This window comes from Streptomyces sp. APSN-46.1 (assembly GCF_022815725.1).
GTDB lineage: Bacteria > Actinomycetota > Actinomycetes > Streptomycetales > Streptomycetaceae > Streptomyces.
On the sequence record NZ_JALGRF010000005.1, the window covers coordinates 185362 to 206805 of the forward strand.

The 21444-nt window shown below is 70.0% G+C and carries 21 protein-coding genes and 1 tRNA gene; 8 read left to right on the forward strand and 14 right to left on the reverse strand.

The window, feature by feature from the left end; genetic code table 11:
• Nucleotides 1-7 precede the first annotated feature (7 nt).
• From MTF65_RS17085 to MTF65_RS17105, 5 genes are all read right to left on the reverse strand, one after another.
• Nucleotides 8-970 carry an acetaldehyde dehydrogenase (acetylating) gene (locus MTF65_RS17085; protein ID WP_243629564.1) on the reverse strand — a complete coding sequence of 321 codons (963 nt, stop codon included), beginning with the start codon at nucleotides 968-970 and terminating at the stop codon, nucleotides 8-10.
• A complete protein-coding gene (locus tag MTF65_RS17090; protein WP_243629565.1) occupies nucleotides 957-1898 on the reverse strand; it encodes a CoA ester lyase in 942 nt (313 codons plus the stop codon). The genes MTF65_RS17085 and MTF65_RS17090 overlap by 14 nt, the downstream gene beginning before the upstream one ends.
• Nucleotides 1895-3175, reverse strand: coding sequence for an aminotransferase class I/II-fold pyridoxal phosphate-dependent enzyme (locus MTF65_RS17095; RefSeq protein WP_243629566.1), 1281 nt, complete (start codon nucleotides 3173-3175; stop codon nucleotides 1895-1897). The genes MTF65_RS17090 and MTF65_RS17095 overlap by 4 nt, the downstream gene beginning before the upstream one ends.
• Nucleotides 3172-3960, reverse strand: coding sequence for a cupin-like domain-containing protein (locus MTF65_RS17100; protein WP_243629737.1), 789 nt, complete (start codon nucleotides 3958-3960; stop codon nucleotides 3172-3174). The genes MTF65_RS17095 and MTF65_RS17100 overlap by 4 nt, the downstream gene beginning before the upstream one ends.
• A gap of 104 nt (nucleotides 3961-4064) precedes the next feature.
• Complete coding sequence (locus MTF65_RS17105; protein WP_243629567.1) at nucleotides 4065-5204, reverse strand: MFS transporter; 1140 nt, start codon at nucleotides 5202-5204, stop codon at nucleotides 4065-4067.
• Between the two features lie 630 nt (nucleotides 5205-5834).
• On the opposite strand from MTF65_RS17105, the gene MTF65_RS17110 reads away from it, so the two are divergent.
• The 6 genes from MTF65_RS17110 to MTF65_RS17135 all read left to right on the forward strand — a co-directional run bounded on the left by MTF65_RS17110 (nucleotide 5835) and on the right by MTF65_RS17135 (nucleotide 12437).
• Nucleotides 5835-7334 carry an aminopeptidase P family protein gene (locus MTF65_RS17110; RefSeq protein WP_243629568.1) on the forward strand — a complete coding sequence of 500 codons (1500 nt, stop codon included), beginning with the start codon at nucleotides 5835-5837 and terminating at the stop codon, nucleotides 7332-7334.
• A gap of 394 nt (nucleotides 7335-7728) precedes the next feature.
• On the forward strand, nucleotides 7729-9504 hold the full coding sequence (locus MTF65_RS17115; RefSeq protein ID WP_308407183.1) for an ABC transporter substrate-binding protein: 1776 nt from the start codon (nucleotides 7729-7731) through the stop codon (nucleotides 9502-9504).
• A gap of 222 nt (nucleotides 9505-9726) precedes the next feature.
• The gene (locus MTF65_RS17120; protein WP_243629570.1) at nucleotides 9727-10296 is read left to right on the forward strand and encodes a type VII secretion target; all 570 of its coding nucleotides are present in this window, start codon (nucleotides 9727-9729) and stop codon (nucleotides 10294-10296) included.
• Nucleotides 10296-11441, forward strand: coding sequence for a hypothetical protein (locus MTF65_RS17125; protein ID WP_243629571.1), 1146 nt, complete (start codon nucleotides 10296-10298; stop codon nucleotides 11439-11441). Before MTF65_RS17120 ends, MTF65_RS17125 begins: the two co-directional genes overlap by 1 nt.
• 4 nt (nucleotides 11442-11445) lie before the next feature.
• Nucleotides 11446-11937 carry a hypothetical protein gene (locus MTF65_RS17130; RefSeq protein ID WP_243629572.1) on the forward strand — a complete coding sequence of 164 codons (492 nt, stop codon included), beginning with the start codon at nucleotides 11446-11448 and terminating at the stop codon, nucleotides 11935-11937.
• Nucleotides 11938-12287: 350 nt separating this feature from the next.
• Nucleotides 12288-12437 carry a DUF6461 domain-containing protein gene (locus MTF65_RS17135; RefSeq protein WP_243629573.1) on the forward strand — a complete coding sequence of 50 codons (150 nt, stop codon included), beginning with the start codon at nucleotides 12288-12290 and terminating at the stop codon, nucleotides 12435-12437.
• A gap of 369 nt (nucleotides 12438-12806) precedes the next feature.
• Here the strand turns inward: MTF65_RS17135 and MTF65_RS17140 are convergent, their stop codons facing one another.
• Together MTF65_RS17140 and MTF65_RS17145 are read right to left on the reverse strand one after the other, a co-directional pair.
• Nucleotides 12807-13463 carry a response regulator transcription factor gene (locus tag MTF65_RS17140; protein WP_243629574.1) on the reverse strand — a complete coding sequence of 219 codons (657 nt, stop codon included), beginning with the start codon at nucleotides 13461-13463 and terminating at the stop codon, nucleotides 12807-12809.
• Nucleotides 13460-14599 (reverse strand): sensor histidine kinase, encoded by a 1140-nt coding sequence (locus tag MTF65_RS17145; RefSeq protein WP_243629738.1) that lies wholly within the window; start codon nucleotides 14597-14599, stop codon nucleotides 13460-13462. Before MTF65_RS17145 ends, MTF65_RS17140 begins: the two co-directional genes overlap by 4 nt.
• A 165-nt stretch (nucleotides 14600-14764) precedes the next feature.
• Here MTF65_RS17145 and MTF65_RS17150 point away from each other — a divergent pair, with 165 nt between their 5' ends.
• Nucleotides 14765-15253: a DUF6326 family protein gene (locus MTF65_RS17150; protein WP_243629575.1), complete on the forward strand. Its 489-nt coding sequence runs from the start codon at nucleotides 14765-14767 to the stop codon at nucleotides 15251-15253.
• Nucleotides 15254-15443: 190 nt separating this feature from the next.
• Nucleotides 15444-15617 carry a hypothetical protein gene (locus MTF65_RS17155; protein WP_243629576.1) on the forward strand — a complete coding sequence of 58 codons (174 nt, stop codon included), beginning with the start codon at nucleotides 15444-15446 and terminating at the stop codon, nucleotides 15615-15617.
• Between the two features lie 233 nt (nucleotides 15618-15850).
• Here the strand turns inward: MTF65_RS17155 and MTF65_RS17160 are convergent.
• The 7 genes from MTF65_RS17160 to galU all read right to left on the reverse strand — a co-directional run bounded on the left by MTF65_RS17160 (nucleotide 15851) and on the right by galU (nucleotide 21361).
• Nucleotides 15851-15924 (reverse strand) — tRNA-Ala (locus MTF65_RS17160).
• Between the two features lie 86 nt (nucleotides 15925-16010).
• On the reverse strand, nucleotides 16011-17063 hold the full coding sequence (locus tag MTF65_RS17165; RefSeq protein WP_243629577.1) for a hypothetical protein: 1053 nt from the start codon (nucleotides 17061-17063) through the stop codon (nucleotides 16011-16013).
• 137 nt (nucleotides 17064-17200) lie between these two features.
• Nucleotides 17201-17803, reverse strand: a complete 603-nt coding sequence (locus MTF65_RS17170; protein ID WP_243629578.1) for a GNAT family N-acetyltransferase — start codon at nucleotides 17801-17803, stop codon at nucleotides 17201-17203.
• Nucleotides 17804-17820: 17 nt separating this feature from the next.
• The gene (locus tag MTF65_RS17175; RefSeq protein WP_243629739.1) at nucleotides 17821-18408 is read right to left on the reverse strand and encodes a molybdenum cofactor biosynthesis protein B; all 588 of its coding nucleotides are present in this window, start codon (nucleotides 18406-18408) and stop codon (nucleotides 17821-17823) included.
• A 95-nt stretch (nucleotides 18409-18503) separates the two neighbouring features.
• Entirely contained in the window at nucleotides 18504-18983 is a 480-nt protein-coding gene (gene moaC, locus MTF65_RS17180; RefSeq protein WP_008741807.1) for a cyclic pyranopterin monophosphate synthase MoaC, read from the reverse strand.
• A gap of 73 nt (nucleotides 18984-19056) precedes the next feature.
• Complete coding sequence (glp, locus tag MTF65_RS17185; protein WP_243629579.1) at nucleotides 19057-20454, reverse strand: gephyrin-like molybdotransferase Glp; 1398 nt, start codon at nucleotides 20452-20454, stop codon at nucleotides 19057-19059.
• Nucleotides 20455-20458: 4 nt separating this feature from the next.
• A complete protein-coding gene (gene galU, locus MTF65_RS17190; protein WP_243629580.1) occupies nucleotides 20459-21361 on the reverse strand; it encodes a UTP--glucose-1-phosphate uridylyltransferase GalU in 903 nt (300 codons plus the stop codon).
• Between the last annotated feature and the right edge of the window lie 83 nt (nucleotides 21362-21444).

Genomic DNA, 21444 nt, shown 5'->3' on the forward strand with positions numbered 1-21444 from the left:
ACGGGTTTCATCGGCCCACCCCCGTCCGTGCGGCCGGGCCGAGCCGGGCCGCGTGCTGCTCGGCGACCAGGACTGCGGCCGAGTTGATGATGTCGAGGTTCCCCGCGTACCGGGGCAGCACGTCGCTGTCCGCGATGACCTCCAGGGAGACGGTGACCCGGTCGCCGCTCACCGCGCAGGCGATGACCTCGTAGCCGGGCGCGAACGCCCGTACCCGCTCGGCCGCTTCGTCGACCACGGCTCGCACCTCCGCTTCGGTGGCTCCGGGGACGACCGCGTGGACGGCTGTCCGGAAGGTCGCCGGGGGCACGGCCGGGCTGATGTTGAGGATCGCCTTGGTGTCGCGGACGCCGGAGAACCTGGTGAGGGCGGCCCCGGTCGTCGCGACGTACTCGTCGAGGTTGAGGCGGGTCGCGCGGCCCGCGATGGTGCTGGCCACGGTGGAGACGACCTCGATGTACTCCACGTCGAAGTGCGCGGCGAGCGCGTGGGCGATCGGAGTGGACGCCTGCCCGCCGCAGCTGATCAGGCTGACGTTGCGCCCGGTCGGCGTGTGCGTCCCGGTCAGCGTGGGCACCACCATCTGCCCGACCTTGCTCGGGGTCAGGTCGATCAGCAGGGTGTCCAGCGGCTGGAGCAGCCGCCAGTGCTCGGCGTGCGACTGCGCGTTGGTGGCGTCGAAGATGACGTCGAAGGGGCGCGGGGCGGCGAGGATCGCGTCGATCCCGTCGGCCGTGGTCGGGTAGCCGAGGCCGGCCGCGTGCCGTACTCCGGCGGAGTCCGGGTTGCGCCCGGCGACCAGCGCGCACTCCAGTAGGGGGGATCGGTGGATCTTGCTGACGAGGTCCTGGCCGATGGCCCCGGTGCCGATGACGGCGACGGAGAGGGGCGGGAGGGCGCCCGGCCCGGCGGCGGCGCCCCGCCCGGCAGGGGTGCCCCGCCCGGCGGCGGTGAGGTCAGCGACCGTCATGGCCGACCCCCTCGCCCTTGCCGCCGTCGTCGCCGCCGCTGCCGCTGGCGCCGACCCCCTCGCCCTTGCCGCCCTCGCCGCCGAACCGCTCGGCCCAGGCGTCCCCGAGGGCCACGGTGTCGCGGGCCATCCGGGCGAACGGCGGGCCGACCATGTTCCCGTCCAGGACGGCGATCCCGCCGGCCGCCGACCGTACGGCCTCGGTGACCCGCCGGGCCTGCCGCAGGCCGTCCGGGTCGGGCCGCAGGGCCGCGTTGATCGCGCCGAGTTCGCTCGGGTGCACGGTCGCCTTGCCGTGGAAGCCCAGCTCGCGCGCCCTGGCTATCTCATCGGCCAGTACGGCCGGTTCGGCGAGCCGGTAGTTGGCGGTGTCGATGCACGCCGTGCCGTACCGGGCGCAGGCCATCGCCATGGCCTGCCGGGCGGAGAGCATGCCGGCCCAGGTGATCTCGACGCCGAGGGTGGCGGCCAGGTCCGCCGAGCCGAAGACCAGCCCGTCGGCGGCCGCCGCGATCGCGTCGATGCCGGCGACGGCGGCCGGGGTCTCCAGGGTCACGTAGATCTGCGGGTGGGCCCCCGCCGAGGCGAGGGTGTCGCGCATCAGCGTCACCTCGACCGGGGAGTCCACCATCGTCATCACGATGAAACCCGGTGTGACCGGGGACTCGGTGAGCGTCACCAGGTCGTGCACCGCCGCGACGGTGCCCAGTTCGTTGACCCGTACGGCGATGTTCGCCGGGTCCGGCGCCTTCTCCAGCGCCGTCCGGCAGACCGTGCGCGCCGCGGGTTTCTCCTGCGGCGGTACGGAGTCCTCCAGGTCGATCAGGTGCACGTCCGCGTCGTAGGACCAGGCCTTCACCACCCGCTCCAGCGACAGCGCGGGCGTGTACAGGAAGCTTCTCGGAATGGCTCGGGCGCTGCCCGTCATCGGGCCGCCTCCCCGGGTTTCGCGGCCGTCCGCTCGGCGCCGACCTCGGCGAGCACCGCGCACAGCGCGCGGATCTGGTCCTCGGTCTGCCCGGCGCGCATCATGACGCGCAGTCCCGCCGTGCCGCGGGCGACGATCGGGAAGAACACCGGCGAGACGTAGAAGCCGGCCTCGAACACGCGGCGGCCCGCCTCGATCACCGTGTCGTCGCCCATCGGGACGAGCCGGATCGGGAACGTGCTCCCGGCCTGGTCGGTGTGGATCAGCGAGTCGAAGAGCTCGATGTTGCCGTACAGCTTGTTCTGCAGGGTGACCAGTTCGCCGGTGCGGTGGATCTCCGCCGAGGCGAGGCCCGCGCCGACGGCGGGGGTGTTCAGCAGCTGCGAGTAGTTCAGGGCTCCGCCGAAGCGCTCGATGACGCGGAGCGTCTCCTTCGTGTACCCGTCGAGCACGATCGCCGCGCCGCTGGTGCCGAACGCCTTGTTCAGCGTCATCACCACGATGGTGCGCTCGTCCAGGACGGGGCTGTGCGTGCGGACGTAGCCGACGCCCCGCTCTCCGTACGCCGACATCGAGTGGGAGTCGTCGTAGTAGACGATCAGGCCGTACTTGTCCTGGAGCTCGGCCAGTTCCTTGACCGGCGCGTATCCGCCGAGGCTGTCGCTGCCGTCGCAGACGTAGGCCACCTTGGCGTACTTCTTGCAGGCGTCCTCGATGAAGTCGAGGTCGTGGTGCCCGGAGGTGACGACCTCGGTCTCGTCGGCGCAGACCGGCTTGAGGTTGGCCATCGAAACGTGGGCGTTCTTGTCGAAAATCATCAAAGGCCGGGTGCCGTTGCCCAGATGACCGGAAGCGATCAGCGGGAGCAGCCCGAAGGTCGCGGTGCTGGCGGCGATGGAACAGACGACGTGGGCGCCGAACAGTTCTCCCAGGGAGTTCTCCAGCTCCAGCATGGCGGGAATCTGGACACGGCTGCGCGCAATGCAGTGGTCCAGGACGCCATAACGGCGGAGCGCCTCGATACCGCCCTCGATAACCTTGGGGTGGGAGTCGAGGTCCAGGTACGAGCAGCAGCTGAAGTTGATGAATTCATGGCCCGCGTCGATGAATTCGTGGCTGGCGTCGGTACGCAGTACGCCGTCGCCGTAGTCGTAGTCCGCGACGATTCCGGCCAGCCCGTTGCGCTCCGACATGTCCCAGAACGCGTTGCCGATGCCGATCAGCTTGTCGTTGTTGCGGTATTTGTGCGTCGGCGTGATGGTCTTGCGCTCGTTCATGACGTCCCCTCGGCGGGCTCGTAGTTGTAGACGCCCTTGAGCTTGCGGAACACGGCGGTGTAGAGCGCCACGCCGAGGACGTACGGCCGGCGGAAGATCTTCGGGTCCCGCAGCCAGAAATTCACGTTGATGTTCATCTCGTCCAGCGACTCGGCCTGGTGCCACCAGCCGAGGGGCAGGTACAGCATCTGCCCGGGTTCGAGGATGAGTTCCCGGCGCTGGGCCAGCTTGGACGCGAGCTTGGGGTAGCGCGCCCAGTCCACGTCGTCGAAGTCGAAGACCTGCGACTTGTCGCCGAATCCCTGCTTCAGCGAACGCGGGTAGTACTCCCAGAACCCGGGGGGCGCCAGGACGAACCGCTTGCGGCCTTCCAGGGCGATGTTGAAGTTCTCCAGCTCGTCGAAGTGGCTCTGCGTGAACACGCCCTTGTGGCTGATCCACAGGTTGGCCGCGTTCATCGGGCGGCGGTAGTCGAACAGCTTCCCCGCGTCGAATCCGAGGATCGCGTTGACGTCGGCGGGGCTGTTGCGGAAGTTCGAGACGATGCGGTTCCAGGTACCGGGGTCGGTCAGGTAGCGCTCGTCCTCGAAGAACTCGCGGAGCCTGATCTCCTTGGTGGTCCACCGCTCGGAGTTCTGCTTGTCGCTCGGCTCGGTGAACAGGGTGACCATGAGGTCTCCGAGGCGCTCGGCCACGCCCTCCCGGCCGAGGCCCCGGGACCCCTGCGGCAGGGTGATGATCACCGGGACGTCCGCCCGGATGAGGGCCTCCCGACCGAAGGCCATGAACTCGTCGAACGAGATGCGGGGAACCGGTAGGCCCCCGAGGCTCTCTCGCCCGGACACAGGATGTGCTGTATTCACCACTCTGTCCTCATCGTCCTCACCGTTCATTGATCTTGTACCGCCATTTTTTTGGAAGCCGGTTCCGTGACCGGCCCGCTCCCGCGCAGGGCCGACTGGCCCGCGAGGCTCAGAACCAGGGCGACGGCCCCTCCGCCGACGCCCGCCCACGCGGCGTGCGCGGAACTGCCCAGATCGGCCAGTTGCCCGCCCACCGCCGTACCCGAGGCGATACCGAGGGCCCCGAAACTGGTGAGCCAGGAGAACGCCTCCGAGAGGGCGCTCTTCGGGGCCAGTGACTCCAGCAGCGTGCTGCCCGCGATCAGCGCCGGGGAGATCGCGATGCCCGCGACGACGACGAGGAAGCACATGACCAGGGGGGATTCCACGAAGGCCAGGGGAACCACCCCGAGTGTCAGCAGGCCGGTGGTGACCGCCAGCAACCGCGCCTGCGACAGGCGCCAGTTCGCCGAGCCGTAGACCAGGCCGGCGATCAGGCTGCCCACGGCGATCAGCGAGATGAACACGCCGGCCAGCCCGGGCGTCGAGCGTTCCCGGGCGAAGGCGATCATCGTGACGTCGACCGCGCCGAACTGGAAGCCCATCCCGGCGTAGGCGATCATCAGCACCCAGACGCCGGGCACCCCGAGCGCCCGCTCGGGACCGCGGCCGGGCGTCGGCTCGGACACCGGCTCCGACCGGCGGTGCAGCGCGACGGCCACGGACCCGACGGTGGTCAGGACCAGGCAGGCGACCAGGCCCGCGGCCGGGTGCACCGCCGAGGCCAACACCGTGACCAGCAGCGGCCCGACCAGGAAGATCGTGTCGTCCAGCATGGACTCCATGGCGTAGGCCGCGCGCAGCAGCCCCGGCCCGACCATCGTCGCCCACCGCGCCCGCATGAACGAGGTGAACGAGACCGAGGTGCACCCGGCGGCCACGGCCGCGACGATCATCAGCCACAGCGGGGCCTTGAGCACGATCGACACCAGCAGGGTCGTCATCCCCGCCGCGTGTGCCAGGGCCGCGGTGAGCAGCACCTTCCGCTGGCTGACCCGGTCGGCCATGCGTCCGAGCACCGGGCTGGCCACGCCCTGCGAGACCAGCATGGCCGCGGCCACCGTCCCGGCCTGGGCCATCGACCCGGTGAACGCCGAGATCAGCAGCAGACAGCTGACGGAGCGCATGGCAATCGGAAAGCGGCCGACCATTCCCCAGAATCCCAGCGCCGCGGCGCCCGGTTCCCGAAGCAGTCGTAAATAGGTTCCGAGTCCGGACTTCGACTCAGACGTACCCTCGGACACAACGCCCCCGTCAGTGCGAAATGGCTATCCCGGAAAATTCCGGCGATCCCCAGCCGGAAAACCCAGTCCCACCACACGTCAGGAATCAATTGATTCCCCATCTGACTGTGCCGATACCCGCGCCCCCGCTGCCCAACAGCGGCTCCACAGTAGGGGCGTTACCAAGCCGTGTCAATACCCGTGAATGCGGCTCCACAAGCGGCTGAGCAGGGCAATCATGGTTCACCCGGGTGGCGCGAAAACCACCGTACGCGGGTCACATACGTGAACCCCGGCAACGGGCGAGCCTTTTCAACGACGCGGATTAAATGATTCGACCGTCACCCCCATTACCCGTCCAGAATTCCCGCACCCGCCATCGGCGCGTCGATAAGTCCGGCATCGGCCGCCCATGCGCTCATCCATGGCTCATCTCACGGGCTGAGATCCGCCCGACGCCCGGCCACCCATACGATGGCTGGCGGCCTCACGCGACGCGGAGGCCGTCGTGACGATTCGATTCAGGAGGCAGTCGTGACCCAGGCGACGTCCGAGAGCCAGGACCCCGGCCAGGAGCTCCAGACCCCGGAGACCACCGAGGACGAGCAGACCGAGGCCATAGAGCAGCGGAAGAACGGCCTGACCGGCGGCGTGAGCGACGAGCTGGCCGAGAACATGAAGCAGGGCTGGGCCGACACCGAGCGCCACGACCTGGAGCCCATCGCGCAGGCCGCGCACACCGCCCGCCGCCGCTCCGAGCTCTCCGCCCGCTTCCCCGGCGAGCGCCTGGTGATCCCCGCCGGCAACCTGAAGGTCCGGGCCAACGACACGGACTACTCCTTCCGCGCGTCCTCCGACTACGCCTACCTGACGGGTGACCAGACCCAGGACGGCGCGCTGGTCCTGGAGCCGTCGCAGGACGGCGGCCACAAGGCCACCGCCTACCTGCTCCCCCGTTCCGACCGTGAGAACGGCGAGTTCTGGCTCTCCGGCCGGGGCGAGCTGTGGGACGGCCGGCGCAACAGCCTCACCGAGAACGAGCGGCTCCTCGGCCTGCCCTGCGAGGACGTTCGCACGCTGGCCGCCGCGCTCACCGAGGCGACCGGCCGGGTCCGCGTCCTGCGCGGCTACGACGCCGGCATCGAGGCCGCCCTGAACGACAAGGTGACCGCCGAGAGCGACGAGGAGTTCCGCGTCTTCCTCTCCGAGATGCGCCGCGTCAAGGACGACTTCGAGATCGCCGAGCTGCGCTACGCCTGCGAGTCCACCGCCCGCGGCTTCGAGGACGTCGTCAAGGTCCTCGACAAGGCCGAGGCCACCTCCGAGCGCTACATCGAAGGGACGTTCTTCCTGCGCGCCCGCGTCGAGGGCAACGACGTCGGCTACAGCACCATCGCCGCCGCCGGCCCGCACGCCACCACCATCCACTGGGTGCGCAACGACGGCGCGGTCCGCGCCGGCGAGCTGCTGCTGCTCGACGCCGGCGTGGAGACCCGCAACCTCTACACCGCCGACGTGACCCGCACGCTGCCCATCGACGGCCGCTTCACCCCGCTCCAGCGCAAGATCTACGACGCCGTGTACGAGGCCCAGGAGGCCGGAATCGCCGCCGTGCGGCCGGGCGCCGACTACCGGGACTTCCACCACGCCGCGCAGCGCGTGCTGGCCGAGAAGCTCGTCTCGTGGGGCCTGTTCGGCGACATGGACCTGGAGAAGGTCTGGGAGCTGGGCCTGCACCGCCGCTGGACCATGCACGGCACCGGCCACATGCTCGGCATGGACGTCCACGACTGCGCCGCGGCCCGCACCGAGCTGTACGTCAACGGCACGCTGGAGCCGGGCATGTGCCTGACCGTCGAGCCCGGTCTGTACTTCCAGGTGGACGACCTGACGGTGCCCGCGGAGTACCGGGGCATCGGCGTCCGGATCGAGGACGACATCCTCGTCACCGAGGACGGCAACGAGAACCTCTCGGCGGCCCTGCCCCGGCAGGCGGACGAGGTCGAGGCCTGGATGGCCGCCCTCCGCGCCTGACCCCCCGCGTCAGCCCGACGTCCGCGTCACCACCGGCCCGCCCCTGGTCCCCCAGGCGCGGGCCGGTCCCGTTTCCGCTTGCACTTTTCCGAACCATCCGGGCGACTGGTGCGGGTTCCGAACCTATTGACCTGTACACACTCACGCTGGAAGAGTCGCGCCCAGACCGCGGCGCCCTTCTCGCTCAGGACCAACTGGCGCCGCAGGCAGGGAAGTTCAGCCGATCGTGCCGGTGGGGGCCGGCGATACGGACGGCGACACCCGGACCGACGGACAGGCACCGCGACCGAACCGGTCAGTGCCAGGCCGTCCGCCGTGATCTTCACTCTTCATTCAGCTGGGGAAGCGTCTGATGACAGATATATCGCCTATTTTCCGGTCCAGAACCGCCGCCGTGGCACTCGCCGCAGGTTCCCTGATCCTCACCGCGACAGCCGCGACAGCCGCGCCGGCCGCCGACACCACGAGCACGACAGCGGCCCCGGCCGCCGCCGGGTCCGCCCTGGCCGACTCCTCCCAGATCACCTTCGCCGACGCGGCCGGCTCCACCGGCCCGGCCCAGGCCGTCCCCGGCGGCACCGGCGGCGGCACGGTCAACGTGCTCCAGCGCGACACCTTCGGCCACCTCGACCCCGCCCAGGTGTACGTCAACAACCAGGCACAGCTCGCCACGCTCCTGCACCGCGGACTGACCACCTACAAGCTGGACGACTCCGGCGCGTACTCCATCGTGGGCGACCTGGCCACGGACAGCGGCCGGATGAGCGACGGCGGCAAGACCTGGACGTACACGCTCAAGGACGGGATCAAGTGGGAGGACGGCACGCCGATCACCTCCACCGACATCCGCCACTCCGTCGAGCGGCTCTTCGCGCCGTTCATCAACAGCGGCCCGACCTACCTCCAGCAGTGGCTGGCCGGCACCAACGGCACGGACTACCGCGACCTGCTCCCCGGCGGCCCGTACGAGGGCAACCACCTACAGGACTCCGTCCTGTCCACGCCCGACGCGAAGACGGTCGTCTTCCACTTCGAGAAGGCGCAGCCCGACCTCCCCTACGCCCTCTCCCTCGCCGGCTACGGCGCGGTGCCGCGGGCGAAGGACACCAAGGAGGCGTACGACCTGGCGCCGGTCGCGTCCGGCCCGTACAAGATCCTCGAATTCAAGCCGGGCACGTCCATGACGCTGGTCCGCAACGCCGAGTGGAACCCGGCCACGGACGCCTCCCGGCACCAGTACCCGGACCGCTTCCAGATCTCCTTCGGCGTCTCGAACGCCGACTTCACCCGCCGGATGATGACCGACACGGGCGAGGACCAGACCACGACCACCTTCACCAACTCGGTCGACAAGGCCTTCATCCCCGAGATCATGGCGAACCCGCAGATGGCCGGGCGCACCCTCGCCGGCCACCAGTCGTACGTCGCCCAGATCAACTTCAACACCAAGCGGATCACCAGCCGCGACCTGCGCCTCGCGCTCGCGTACGCCGTCCCGACGCAGGCGGTGTACGACGCGCAGGGCGGCGGCTACGGCGCCGAGCTGGCCGGCAGCTTCATCAGCCCGACCCTCGCCGGCTACAAGAAGAGCGACCCGCTCGGCAAGATCGCGTACCCGCAGGGCCGCCCGGACAAGGCCCGCGAGATCCTCAAGCGCCACAACAAGCTGGGCATGAAGATCCGCTACGCCTTCGTGGACACCGAGCAGGGCCAGGCGTACTCGGCGAAGATCGAGACCGCGCTGGAGAAGGCCGGTTTCGACGTGGAGCGCTTCCCGATCACGGGCCGCTACTACTACGACGTGATCGGCAAGACCGACAACACGTACGACATGTACGCGTCGGCCTGGGGCGCCGACTGGCCGAGCGGCCTGACCGTCATCCCGCCCGTCTTCGACGGCCGTACGGTCGCCGACGGCGCGTCGAACTACTCGATGGTCAACGACCGGCGGATCAACCGGCGGATCGACAGCATCCAGGCCATGACCGACCCGCAGGAGGCCGCGGCGGCGTGGATGCAGCTGAGCGACTTCATCGCGAAGCAGGTCGTACCGGCCGTCCCGACCGTCTACTACAAGCAGATGCAGATGCACGGCTCGCGCGTCGGCGGAGCGACATATCACAAGATGTTCTCGAACATCGACCCGACGCGCCTGTACGTGAAGCAGTAACGCCGGGGCGCACGACCGACAGCAGCCAGGGCGGCACCACCATCACCAGGGTGCCGCCTCGGCGTCAGATCCCCCGCCGACAACGATCCCGTCCGGTCTTTCGACCGGACGGGATCTCGTGACGTTCCCCGAAAGCTACTCGGGAACGACGCCCCGCCCCCTCACCTAAAGTAGGAGCGCAAATTTGTTCGTATCGCGTTGGCGCACAGGGGGAATCCACACATGGCCGACGACAAGCTGCCCGAACCGGCCAAGCTTCCGCTGACCCCGGATGAGCTCAAGCGGCACAACGCCGAGTGGCGAGGGGGCCTCGTCCAGGCGCCCCCAGCCAACAGTTACGTGGACCCGCTGACGCCCGTCCCGCTGCGTCCCACGTCGCCCCTCTACCAGCAGCCCCCGTTGCTCGGCCCCCAACAGCCCCCGCTCTTCGGCACCCCGCCCTTCGCACCCGCACCCGGCGGCCCGCCCCAGGACCGGCTCAAGATCGAGCCCGCGGTCCTCAACACGGCGGCAGGCAGGGCGGACGAGATCCACACCGCCTTCACCAAGCCTGCGGCCGCGCTGGAGGAGCCGGCGCGGGCGGCCGTCACCGCGATGGCGGGCTGGGACTCGGGCGACGCCATCAAGGCGGCCCACAAGCAGTGGGAGAAGCAAGCGGGCACCGTCGCGGGCTGGCTGGCGCACATCGCCGAGAGCCTGCGCGCAGGGGCCCGGGACTACAGCAAGACCAATGTCGAGATCGAGCAGTCGTTCAAGGGCGTCACCCGCCGCTCGGGGCTGGAGGGCCTCTGATGAGCAACTTCTACCAGGAGATCCTGGAAACCGACCTCGGGCCACTGGAGAAGCTCGTCACGCAGTGGCGCACCACGCACGACGCCCTCACGAAGCTGCCCAAGCGCGTCCACGACGAAATGCTCACGCCGCTGCGGGACAAGGGCTACTGGGAGGGCGCTGCGGCCCCGTACGCCTGGCGGATGATCGACGACATCGAGCGGCAGATCGAGTCGGCCGCCAAGGTCGCCCAGGCGGCGATCGGAGTCATGGAAGATGCCCTCGGCGACTTCAAATCGGTGAAGAAGGACCTCCAGGACGCCGTCCGGCGCGCCCAGGAGAAAGGCGTCTTCATCCAGGCCAGCGGGGCCGCCGCCACCACGGTGTTCGACGGCCAGTGCAAGGTGATCGAGAAGGACTCCCCGGAGGCGAAGGCCATCGAAGGAGCCCAACAGGAGATCAACGCCATCGTGAAGCGGGGCATCATCGCCGACCGGAACATGGCGTTCGCCCTGATGTCCGATGTCGGACTCGGTCAGTGGTTCAACAGCAACCCGCAGCACAAGAACACCGACTCGACCGACAAGATCTCCCATGACGACTACAACGCCCTCAACCTCGCGATGCAGGGCAAGGACCCGTACCCCGCCACGCAGCGGGAAGGCGCGTACTCGCTGGGCTGGGACTACGGCACCGGCAACGGCCCACGAGACCGCGAGTACCACGACGGCGACAAGATGACGGAGCTCATCAAGAAGAGCGTGAGCATGGACCAGCTCCGGGCCGACACCCTCGCCGACTGGCGGGACAAGGGGACGGGGACCCAGGAAGGCACCGTCAGCTACTCGATCTCCAAGGACGGAAAGATCGGCGCACTCAAGAAGCTTGTCACCACCGACCTCCCGGCGATCTTCACCAATGACGAGGAACACCTCGGCGAGGCCTTCGTGGGCTCGTACTCCCTCGACTACAGCGTGAAGGGCCAGGATCCTGACGGCTCGCTCGTCGTGGAGTACACCCTGAACAACAAGACGAGCAACGAGTCGCTCCTCCATTACATCGGCTATTACGACTGGCTGGAGAAGACGAACCGCGAGGAGGGCATGCTGTCCACCATCGATCAGAAGATCACCTGGACCGAGCGCATCCCGGCAGACGGAAAGTAGTCCCGTGCAACACCGATCACACCGCATCCGCCGCACCGCGGCAGCCCTGACCATCCTGGTCGGCTCGCTCACCGCCTGCGGCTCGGACGCCTTCGAACGCTGCGTCCCGGAGGCGTCGACGACGGCGAGCGCCGCTCAGCTCGTCGGCACCTACGAGGGGTCCCGTGAGGCCGAGGGCGTCCGCCTCACCCTTACGGCCACCCCTGGTGCCAACCGGGGAGGCACCCTCACGGCGGTGAACTGGCCCACCGGCAACTTCCACAAATCCCAGCCGGGCAAAGCCTTCACCGGCTCCGGCACCTGGGAGGTGGAGGATGCCCGCCCCCCGAAGGGCAGGTCCCTGATCCGGATGCAGTTCGACGATCCGTCAGAGGTCACCTCGGGCGACACCCTCGACAAGCTCTCCATCGGCATCGACGCCAAGCGGGTCTTCGTCTACGACGACAGCGACCCCGACGTCTGCCCGGCCTTCCGCCTGAAGCTCCAGCAGAGCTGACCCCGAAGGCCCGGCTGCCCGCCCGCACGGTGCGGGCAGCCGGGCCTTCGGCCTGCGCGCCCACCCGGGAACTCCGTTGCGGTGCAACGTATCCGGCGTCCCCGGCATCGAGTCCTCGCGACAGACCCCGGAAACGCCGAGATCCCGCCCGGTCTTTCGACCGGACGGGATCTCGTGACGTTTCCGAGAGCTACTCGGGAACTGTCGTCTGTGGGCTGTTCACGAGTACCGCTGACCAGGCACTCCAGAGGCGGACGAAAATCGCTTCCCAGACCGACGGAGATCGTTTCCCACCGCGCTGGCGGACCAGGTGCCCTCCCCTGTCAGAGACAGGAGCAAGGATGGGCGGCATGACGAAGACCGGAGCGGACTACGTGTGGTTCGAGAACGAATTTCCCGACATCGCCGAGGCATACTGCTTCACCTTGGTGCGGGGCCTGTCGCCTGCTGAGGTGGTGTCCCGGCTCGAGGGGCGACCAGAGGTGCCCTTGCGGGCATAGCCGCGGTCGTCGACGCCGCCTTCGCCCAGTACGACCTGGAGGATGGCGACCGTCAGCTGGTCACCTTGACGACTGTGGGTGCCTGGATGCTGCTCATTGAGCCCAACGGCTAGCTCGGGGTCACCGAAGATCGAGTCCTGCCGGCCTCCGCCGGGGCGAGCTGGGTCTCTCATTCTGACGGGTCGGGCGCGGCAGGAGGTCGGGGCTCGAACTGCCGCGCGGCTCTATTTGGCGAGTTGGCGGATGAGGTCGTGGGCGTCGCGGTGGCTCATGGCGTGGGCGTCGAGCGTGCGGGCGTTGTCGAGATAGGTGCGTCTCGGGGCGACGCGCCGTTCACCCAAACGGGCTAGCATGCACGTCAGGTTCGGTTCAGTCCCCCACCCGGCCGGTGTCGTACGCCCACATCGCGATCTCGACCCTGTTTCGGGCGCCGATTTTGGTCAGCAGGCTGGCGACGTGGGTCTTGGCGGTCGTCAAGCCGATGAATAGCTCGGCGGCGATCTCGGCGTTCGTGCGGCCACGGGCGACCAGCGTCAGCACCTCCTCCTCGCGTTCGGTGAGCGGCTCGATCGGTTGGGTCCGTCGGCTCGACGGTTCCCTGGCGGCGAGGGTGGCTAGCAGCCGCCGGGTGATGTTCGGCGCGATCAGGGCATCGCCGACGGCGGCGGCATGGACGGCCTGGACGAGCAGCTCCGGCCCGGCGTCCTTGAGCAGAAAGCCTCGGGCGCCGGCCCGGAGCGCGCCCTGGACGTACTCGTCGAGGTCGAATGTCGTGATCACCACTACCGCGATCGGGTCCGGGACGCCCCGCCCTGCGAGGAGCTCGGTCACCTCGATGCCGTCGAGCCCGGGCATCTGGATGTCGACCAGGCACACGTCGGGGCGGAGCCGATGCGCCAGCTCGACGGCGGCGTGGCCGTCGGCGGCCTGGCCGACGACCTCGATGTCGGGCTGCGCGTCAAGGATCATCGACAGGCCGGTGCGCACCAGATCTTGGTCGTCGGCCACCAGCACGCGCACCGTCATCGGCGTACCTTCGTCGGCAGTTCGGCGTCGACCGTCCACCCGCCCTCGGGCGCAGGCCCGGCACGCAGCGTGCCGCCGAGCAGCTGCACGCGCTCGGTCATCCCCAGCAGCCCGAAGCCGTGGTTCACCGACCGTGCCGGGTCGATCTGTCCGTCGTCGGTCACGCGTAGTCGCAGCCTTCCCGCGCCCTCTACGACCCGGATCTCCACACGCGAGGCGTTGCGGGCGTGCCGCAGGGCGTTGGTCAGCGCCTCTTGCGCCAGCCGGTAGACCGCCGCGTCGACCTGGAGCGGAAGTTCGTCCAGGTCATCTGGCAACTCCACGTCGACGACCGGGACCGGGTCGCGGCGGGCGAGGGACACCAGGTCGGCAACGCCGGGCTGGGGGGCGTACTCCGCCGGCGCTCCGTCGCGCAGCACCCGGACCATCGCCCGCATCTCCGCGAGCCTCCGCGACGCTTCCCCTTCGATGACCGCCAGCGTCTCGAGCGCCGCTTCAGGTCGCTGCCCGGCCATCGCCCGGCCCGCCTGCGCCTGCACAGCGATCGCCGAGACGTGGTGGGCGACCATGTCGTGCAGCTCGCGCGCGAGGCCGACCCGCTCCTGGCTGCGGATCTGGTCCAACGCCCGGCGCCAACTCTCGGCGCGGTAGCGGAACGCCGCTCCGCCCGCCGCCGCCGCCGCCAGGACGGCGAACCCGCCGAAGAGCTCGGCCGGCCCGGTGTAGTCGGTCGCAATGCTGAATACCGCAGCGACCGCCACCACCGCCAGCCCGATCACGATCTCGCGCCCTGAGCCCCAGCGGACCAGCGCGTAGACGAGCACCAGGATGTAGATCATCGTGTTCAGGCCCACGCCCGGGATCCCGCCCAGCAGGCTCGCCAGTCCCAACGCCATGCCGGTGCCGAAGCCCACCACGACGCAGACCAACGGGTGGGTACGCCGCCACAGCAGCACCGGCGCAAGTCCGACCGCCACGATCGTCGCGAACGGCCGCCAGGCGACGTCGTCCCGGAGGACTCCCTCGAGCAGCGCCGTCACCATCAACACCCCGACCAGCACCCAGTCGCGCGACACCCGTTCGGGAGCGTCCGTGGCGCGGGGCTCGGCCCACAGCGAGCTCAGGGCGTTGGTCATCACACACCTAGCCTAGGGACCGCCGAGGCGTCGGGGACCGACCGAAAGAACGAGACGCCGCTCCTCCCAACGGCCGAGGCGGGTCCGGCCTCGACGCCGATGTGCCCGCCGCCGGGCTCAGCGATCGTGGACCTACCGATCCTCACCACAACAACGGAGCCCATGATGAGGACACGTCAACCCACCACCACACTGGAAGACCAGCGGATCCCGGTGAGAGCCAAGCTCGCCGCAGCGTGGACAAGCTTCATGTTCCTGTACGTCTACGTGGACATTCTCGCCTTCTTCAAGCCCGGCGTCATCGATGACATCCTGGTCGGCGTCGTCTGGGAGTTCGACATCAGCCAGACGTTGTTGACCGCCTTCCTCGCGCTCATGGCGATCCCGATCCTCATGGTCGTGCTGTCGATGACGCTGCCCGCCCGGGCGAACCGCATCACGAACCTCATCGTGGCCTCGGTACAGATCCCCTTCGCGGCATTCAACGCGGTGGGCGAGTCCTGGACGTACTTCTACGGCCTTGGCGTCGCACTGGAAGTGATCGTTCTCGCCCTCATCCTGCGGTACGCCTGGACCTGGCCCCGCACCGCACCGTCGGCGACCATGGCGACCAGCCCGGACCGTGAAACCGTTCGCGCCCAGCAGCAAGCGTGAACCCAAGAGCAGTCCCCGTCCTGTTCGGAGCCATCTGCCTCGGTGCCGCGGTGTGGGCCTCCTGGCGGTGGGACACCAACTACCACTGGGACGTCGCGCAGGGGCCTTCCAAGGCCCCTACCGGCAGGTCAGGTCATCGGATGCGCACACAGGCCCACCGCATCGTCGCCAGACCATCCTCCTCGCCCTGATGATCTGCTCGGTCAACCTGGCCATCCTTCACAGCTGGCACCAGACCACCGGCACACAGAGCGTCCTCACCAGCGTCGCCACCGATGTCACGGCCTACGCCCACGAGAACCGCAGCCCCATCCCGGCCGGCCTCCCGCCTCCAAGAACACGGATGATCCAAACGAACACCTGAGAACCGGCGCCACGAGCCGCGAGCCGTCATGCCTCCAGACGGCCGGAAGCGTCGCATCCACGCGAACCGCCCCCAGGAATCCCCTTCACCCCTGTCCCTGGTCGGCCAAGCACCGGGACGGGCAATCGGACACCGGCTCGAACATGCCGCAGAAACGCAGAGATCCCGCTCAGCCTTTCGGCTGAACGGGATCTCGTGACGATCCTTGAGAGCTACTCAAGAACTGTCGTCTGTGGACCTGTGGGGATTTGAACCCCAGACCCCCTCGATGCGAACGAGGTGCGCTACCAGACTGCGCCACAGGCCCTTGCGACGTGTGAAACATTAGCATCCCGGCGCTGGTGCTCCAAAACCGATATCGGGGAGCGTCCGCGCAGGTCACCGTTCACTTGTTCACTCGTTCGCGGCGCGCGGGCGGTCCTCGCCCTCGTACTGGTCGAACAGCGGCGTCCGGCCGCGGTCGCGTCCGCGCGGGCGGGGGTCCGCCTTCGACTCCGGCCTCGGGGCGGGGGCCGGTACGTGCGGCTGGGCGCGCAGGCGCGGCTCCGTCGGCTCCGCCGTGCTGGAGCGGGCCGAGCTCCAGCCGTCCGGGGCGGACGGGCCGGTGGCGCGCGGGGCGACCGGGGCCGTCACGTACGTCGGCAGCGGGACCGGGACCGGCTCCCAGCTGTCACCGCGGGCCGGACCGCGCTCGCGCTCGCGCTGCTGGTCCACCCACTCGGCGTGGTCGGTCTGCTCGACCAGGGCGCGCCGTCCCGCCTCTTGCGGGGAGACCGGTGGCGCGGGGTCCGGTTCGGCACCCTCGGCGCTCCCCTGCCCCCCGGCGGACTCGGGGTGGCGCCGGCGCTGGCGGCTCTCGCGCAGCTGCCGCGCGGCCGCCTCGGCGCGCCGCCGGTCCATGGTGAACTCGTACCGGCGCCGCTCCTGGATCCGCAGGTGCACGATGTACGTGCTCAGCAGCACCGCCGGCACGCCCGGGGCCCACAGGAAGCCGAGCCCGCCGACCGCCGCGACGACGGCGCCGAGGGTGAAGACGAGGAAGAGGAGCGCGGTGGTGCGCCGGCGGCGGGCGAGTACCTGGAGGCGCTGTTCGCGCCGGGCGCGTTCCGCCCGCTCCACCCGGTCGGCCGCGGCCGAACGGGGTTCCGCCCTGGTCGGGGGCACGCCGACGGCCCGGGCGGCGGCGTCCACGGAATTCACCGTTTCCGTCGCGGCGTCCGGGTCCGCTTGGGGCGGGACCTGCGCCTCCTGGTCACCGCGTTCACGCAGCCCCTTGGCGTAACGGCGCTCCATTCCCGCCCGGCCGGAAAGCAGCCGGATGGCGGTGGAGAAGCGTTCCGTCGGACGGGCTTCGTTCAGCTCGTCCTGCCTCCGGAGCCACATGGGCACCAAGTAGGCGGCCCAGGCCCCGACAATGACTGCGTAGATGAGGCCGCTGCTGCTCACCCTCACACCGTAGAGGGGCGCGGCCGAGGGGATCCGCCAATTGAGCCGGTGTGTCGCACGATCCGGCTGATATCACGGACTTTTTTTGTGATTCTTCGGATCAGGTTATGGACGATTCCGTTTGGAATTCGAACGCATTAGCGATTCGGCTGGGGATTGCGCCGCTTCCAGCGGTTCAGCAGCCCCTCCGGGACCTCTTCCGCCGTGAGCGCGAAGACCAGATGGTCCCGCCACGCGCCGTCGATGTGGAGGTAACGCGGCCGCATTCCCTCCTCGCGGAAGCCGAGCTTCTCCACGACGCGCCGACTCGGCCCGTTCTCCGGGCGGATGCACACCTCGATGCGGTGCAGCCCGACCTTGAAGAAGCAGTGGTCCACGGCGAGCGCGACCGCCGTCGGCATCACGCCCCGCCCCGCGACCTCGCGGTCCACCCAGTACCCGATGTGACCCGCGCACATCGAGCCCCAGGTGATCCCGGCGACCGTCAGCTGCCCGACCAGCCGGCCCTGGTACTCGATGACGAACGGCAGCATCCGGCCCGCGTTCGCCTCCGCCCGCAGATGGCGGACCATCTGGCGGTACGTGGGCCGCTGGATCACCGGCCCCCACGGCGCGGGCGGCGGAATCGTGGCCTCCCACGGCCGGAGCCATTCGCGGTTGCGCCGGTTGACCTCACGCCAGGCGCGCTGGTCCCGGAGCTTTATCGGCCGGAGCCTGACATCGCCGTCCGCCAGGACCACCGGCCAGGAAGGGCCGTTCAGCTGTCGCTCCCGGTGCTGTCGCCCCCGGTGCCGTCGCTCCCGATGCGGTCGCTCCCGGCGCCGTCGCCCCCGGTGCCCTCGTCGCCCCCGGCGCCCGGCGTGTCGCCGCCGGGCCGGGGGTGGTCTCCGCCCCGGATCTGGTCCACGGCGTGCGGCAGGACCCGGCCCAGCACCGCGAGGCCGTCACGGACCCCGCCCGTCGATCCCGGGAGGTTCACGATCAAGGTGCGGCCCGCCACGCCCGCCAGGCCCCGCGACAGTGCCGCGGTCGGCACCTTCGCCAGACCCTCGGCCCGGATGGCCTGCGGAATGCCCGGGATCTCGTAGTCCAGCACCCGCGCCGTGGCGTCCGGGGTGCGGTCGGTCGGCGAGATGCCGGTGCCGCCGGTGGTGAGGATGACGTCGTACCCGGCGGCCACGCCCTCGCGCAGCGCCTGCTCCACGGGGTCCCCGTCGGGAACGACCCGCGGGCCGTCCACCGTGAAGCCGAGCTCCTCCAGGGCCTCGGCGAGCAGCGGGCCGCCCTTGTCGGCGTACACGCCCCGCGAGGCCCGGTTGGAGGCGGTGACCACCAGCCCGCGCAGGAGCGGAGCCCCGGCGGCCGGCGGCCGCGCCGGCCGGGCCTCGCCCGCGGCGGGCCCGTGGCTGTGGCTGTGCGCCTCGCCGCCGCGCGGGGGGTTCACGCGCGGCTCCAGTCGCCGGACTTGCCGCCGGTCTTCTCCTCCACCCGGACGTCCGTGATGACGGCGCCCTTGTCGACGGCCTTCACCATGTCGATCACCGTGAGCCCGGCGACCGCGACGGCGGTCAGCGCCTCCATCTCGACGCCCGTACGGTCGGTCGTCTTGACGGTGGCCAGGATCTCGACGGCGTCATCGGCGACCGACAGGTCCACCTTCACCCCGGACACCGCGAGCGGGTGGCACAGCGGGATGAGGTCGGGGGTCTTCTTCGCCCCCATGATCCCGGCGATCCGCGCGGTGGCGAGGGCATCACCCTTCGGTACGCCCTCGCCCCGCAGCAGCTCGATCACCCGGGGGGAGACGAGGACGCGCCCGCTGGCTCGCGCCGTCCGGGTGGTGACGTCCTTCGCCGAGACGTCGACCATCCGGGCCGCGCCGGCCTCGTCGATGTGCGTCAGCCTGCTGTGCGTGCTCATATCTGGTGCCGCTCCCGCTCCGGGCCCCGCAAGGGCCTGTGTGGTGCAACACGCTACCCGCACCCGCCGGGCTTCAGCCGAGCAGGACCACTTCCAGCTCCGCCCCGGGCTCCACCGAGGTGACGTCCTCCGGTACGACCATCAGCGCATCGGCGTGCGCGAGGGCCGCGATCAGGTGCGAGCCCGTTCCGCCGACCGGGCTGACCGTGCCGCTCTCCGCGTCGTACTTGCCGCGCAGGAACTGGCGGCGGCCCGCAGGGGAGCCCAGCGCCTTGTCCGCCTTCAGCACCGCGCGCACGCTCGGCCGGGTCACGTCGGGCAGGCCCATCAGCGCCCGGATCGCGGGACGCACGAACAGCTCGAACGAGACGTACGAGGACACCGGGTTGCCGGGCAGCGCCAGCAGCGGGATGTGGTCGGGGCCGATGGAGCCGAAGCCCTGCGGCTTGCCGGGCTGCATGGCGAGCTTGCGGAAGTCCACCCCGCCGCCGGCCACGCCGCCCCCGACCGCCCCGCCGCCCCCGACCACCGCGCCGCCGGCCACACCACCGTCCGCGCCGGAGCCGACCGACGTCAACGCCTCCTTGACCACGTCGTACGCGCCGACGCTGACGCCGCCCGTGGTGACCAGCAGGTCGGCCCGGATCAGCTGGTCCTCGATGGTGGCGCGCAGGGTGTCGGCGTCGTCGGTGACCGCGCCCACCCGGTAGGCGATGGCCCCGGCGTCCCGCGCGGCGGCGGCGAGCGCGAAGCTGTTGGAGTCGTAGATCGTCCCGGCGGTGAGCGGCTCGCCCGGCTGGACCAGCTCGCTGCCGGTGGACAGCACGACCACCCGGGGGCGCGGCCGCACCCGTACGGTGGCCCGCCCGATCGCGGCCAGGAGCGCGATCTGCGGCGGCCCCAGCACCGTGCCGGCCGCCAGGGCCAGGTCTCCGGCCTGTACGTCGCTTCCGCGCGCGCGGACGTGTGCCCGCGCCTGCGCCGCGCGGTGCACCCGTACCTCTCCCGCGGCGCCCTCGGGCGCGGCACTGGCCGGGGTCATCCCCGCCGCGGCGCCGCCTCCCGTACCGCCGTCGGTCCACTCGACCGGTACGACGGCTTCGGCGCCGGGCGGCAGCGGGGCGCCGGTCATGATGCGGGCGGCCTGGCCGGGGCCGACGGTGGGCAGCTCATCGCTGCCCGCCGCGACGTCCCCGACGACCGTCAGCACCGCCGGGAACTCCTCGCTCGCACCCTGGACATCGGCGGTACGGACGGCATACCCGTCCATGGAGCTGTTGTCGAAGGGCGGGAGGGCGACGGGCACGGTGACGTCCTCGACCAGGACGCAGCCCTGGGCGTCGAGCAGCTGGAGCTCGATGGGCTCCAGCGGCCGGACGGCGGCGAGGACGTCCGCGAGGTGCTCGTCCACCGACCACAGGCGCTGCTCGCCCTGCTGCCGGCCGGTGTCCTGCGGTGCGGAACTGGTCAAGGTGCTACATCTCCTCCGTGACGTAACGGCGAAGCCAGGTGCGGAACTCCGGGCCCAGGTCCTCACGCTCGCACGCGAGTCGGACGATGGCCCGCAGGTAGTCCCCGCGGTCTCCGGTGTCGTAGCGGCGGCCGCGGAAGACCACGCCGTGCACCGGGCCGCCCACGCTCTCGTCGGCGGCCAGCTTCTGCAGGGCGTCGGTGAGCTGGATCTCCCCACCGCGGCCCGGCTCGGTCTCCCGCAGTATGCCGAAGATCGCGGGATTGAGGACGTAGCGTCCGATCACCGCGTAATTGCTGGGAGCGTCGGCCGCATCGGGCTTCTCGACCAGACCCGTGACCCGGACGACGTTCGGATCGTCGGTGGGCGCGACGGCGGCGCAGCCGTAGAGGTGGATGCTGGAGGGGTCCACCTCCATCAGCGCGACGACGGTGCCGCCGGTGCGCGCCTGGAGATCGACCATGTCGCGCAGCAGCGGGTCGCGCGGGTCGATGAGGTCGTCGCCGAGGAGGACGGCGAAGGGCTCCCGGCCGACGTGCGGCTCGGCGCAGAGCACGGCGTGGCCGAGGCCGCGCGGGTCGCCCTGGCGGACGTAGTGCATGGTCGCCAGGTCGCTGGACTCCTGGACCTTCTTGAGCTTGTCGTCGTCGCCCTTGGCGATGAGCGCCGACTCCAGCTCGTAGTTGCGGTCGAAGTGGTCTTCGAGCGGCCGCTTGTTACGCCCCGTGATCATGAGGACGTCGTCCAGCCCGGCCGAGACGGCTTCCTCGACCACGTACTGGATCGCCGGTTTGTCGACGACCGGCAGCATTTCCTTGGGCGTCGCCTTGGTCGCCGGAAGGAAGCGAGTGCCGAGGCCCGCGGCCGGGATGACGGCCTTTTTGATCACGGGGTGCGACTGAGTCATGGCAGCACGATAGTGGTTCGTTCCGTACGTCCAGGTGAGATTCGAATGAATAGATCCACTTACACACCCATTCCACAGGAGAT

Excerpts from the sequence above, each read along its gene's own strand:
- MTF65_RS17085 (WP_243629564.1), bottom strand. The coding sequence starts at position 970 with ATGACGGTCGCTGACCTCACCGCCGCCGGGCGGGGCACCCCTGCCGGG.
- MTF65_RS17090 (WP_243629565.1), bottom strand. The coding sequence starts at position 1,898 with ATGACGGGCAGCGCCCGAGCCATTCCGAGAAGCTTCCTGTACACGCCC.
- MTF65_RS17095 (WP_243629566.1), bottom strand. The coding sequence starts at position 3,175 with ATGAACGAGCGCAAGACCATCACGCCGACGCACAAATACCGCAACAAC.
- MTF65_RS17100 (WP_243629737.1), bottom strand. The coding sequence starts at position 3,960 with ATGGCCTTCGGTCGGGAGGCCCTCATCCGGGCGGACGTCCCGGTGATC.
- MTF65_RS17105 (WP_243629567.1), bottom strand. The coding sequence starts at position 5,204 with ATGCGCTCCGTCAGCTGTCTGCTGCTGATCTCGGCGTTCACCGGGTCG.
- MTF65_RS17120 (WP_243629570.1), top strand. The coding sequence starts at position 9,727 with ATGGCCGACGACAAGCTGCCCGAACCGGCCAAGCTTCCGCTGACCCCG.
- MTF65_RS17125 (WP_243629571.1), top strand. The coding sequence starts at position 10,296 with ATGAGCAACTTCTACCAGGAGATCCTGGAAACCGACCTCGGGCCACTG.
- MTF65_RS17135 (WP_243629573.1), top strand. The coding sequence starts at position 12,288 with ATGACGAAGACCGGAGCGGACTACGTGTGGTTCGAGAACGAATTTCCC.
- MTF65_RS17140 (WP_243629574.1), bottom strand. The coding sequence starts at position 13,463 with ATGACGGTGCGCGTGCTGGTGGCCGACGACCAAGATCTGGTGCGCACC.
- MTF65_RS17145 (WP_243629738.1), bottom strand. The coding sequence starts at position 14,599 with ATGACCAACGCCCTGAGCTCGCTGTGGGCCGAGCCCCGCGCCACGGAC.
- MTF65_RS17150 (WP_243629575.1), top strand. The coding sequence starts at position 14,765 with ATGAGGACACGTCAACCCACCACCACACTGGAAGACCAGCGGATCCCG.
- MTF65_RS17155 (WP_243629576.1), top strand. The coding sequence starts at position 15,444 with ATGATCTGCTCGGTCAACCTGGCCATCCTTCACAGCTGGCACCAGACC.
- moaC (WP_008741807.1), bottom strand. The coding sequence starts at position 18,983 with ATGAGCACGCACAGCAGGCTGACGCACATCGACGAGGCCGGCGCGGCC.
- galU (WP_243629580.1), bottom strand. The coding sequence starts at position 21,361 with ATGACTCAGTCGCACCCCGTGATCAAAAAGGCCGTCATCCCGGCCGCG.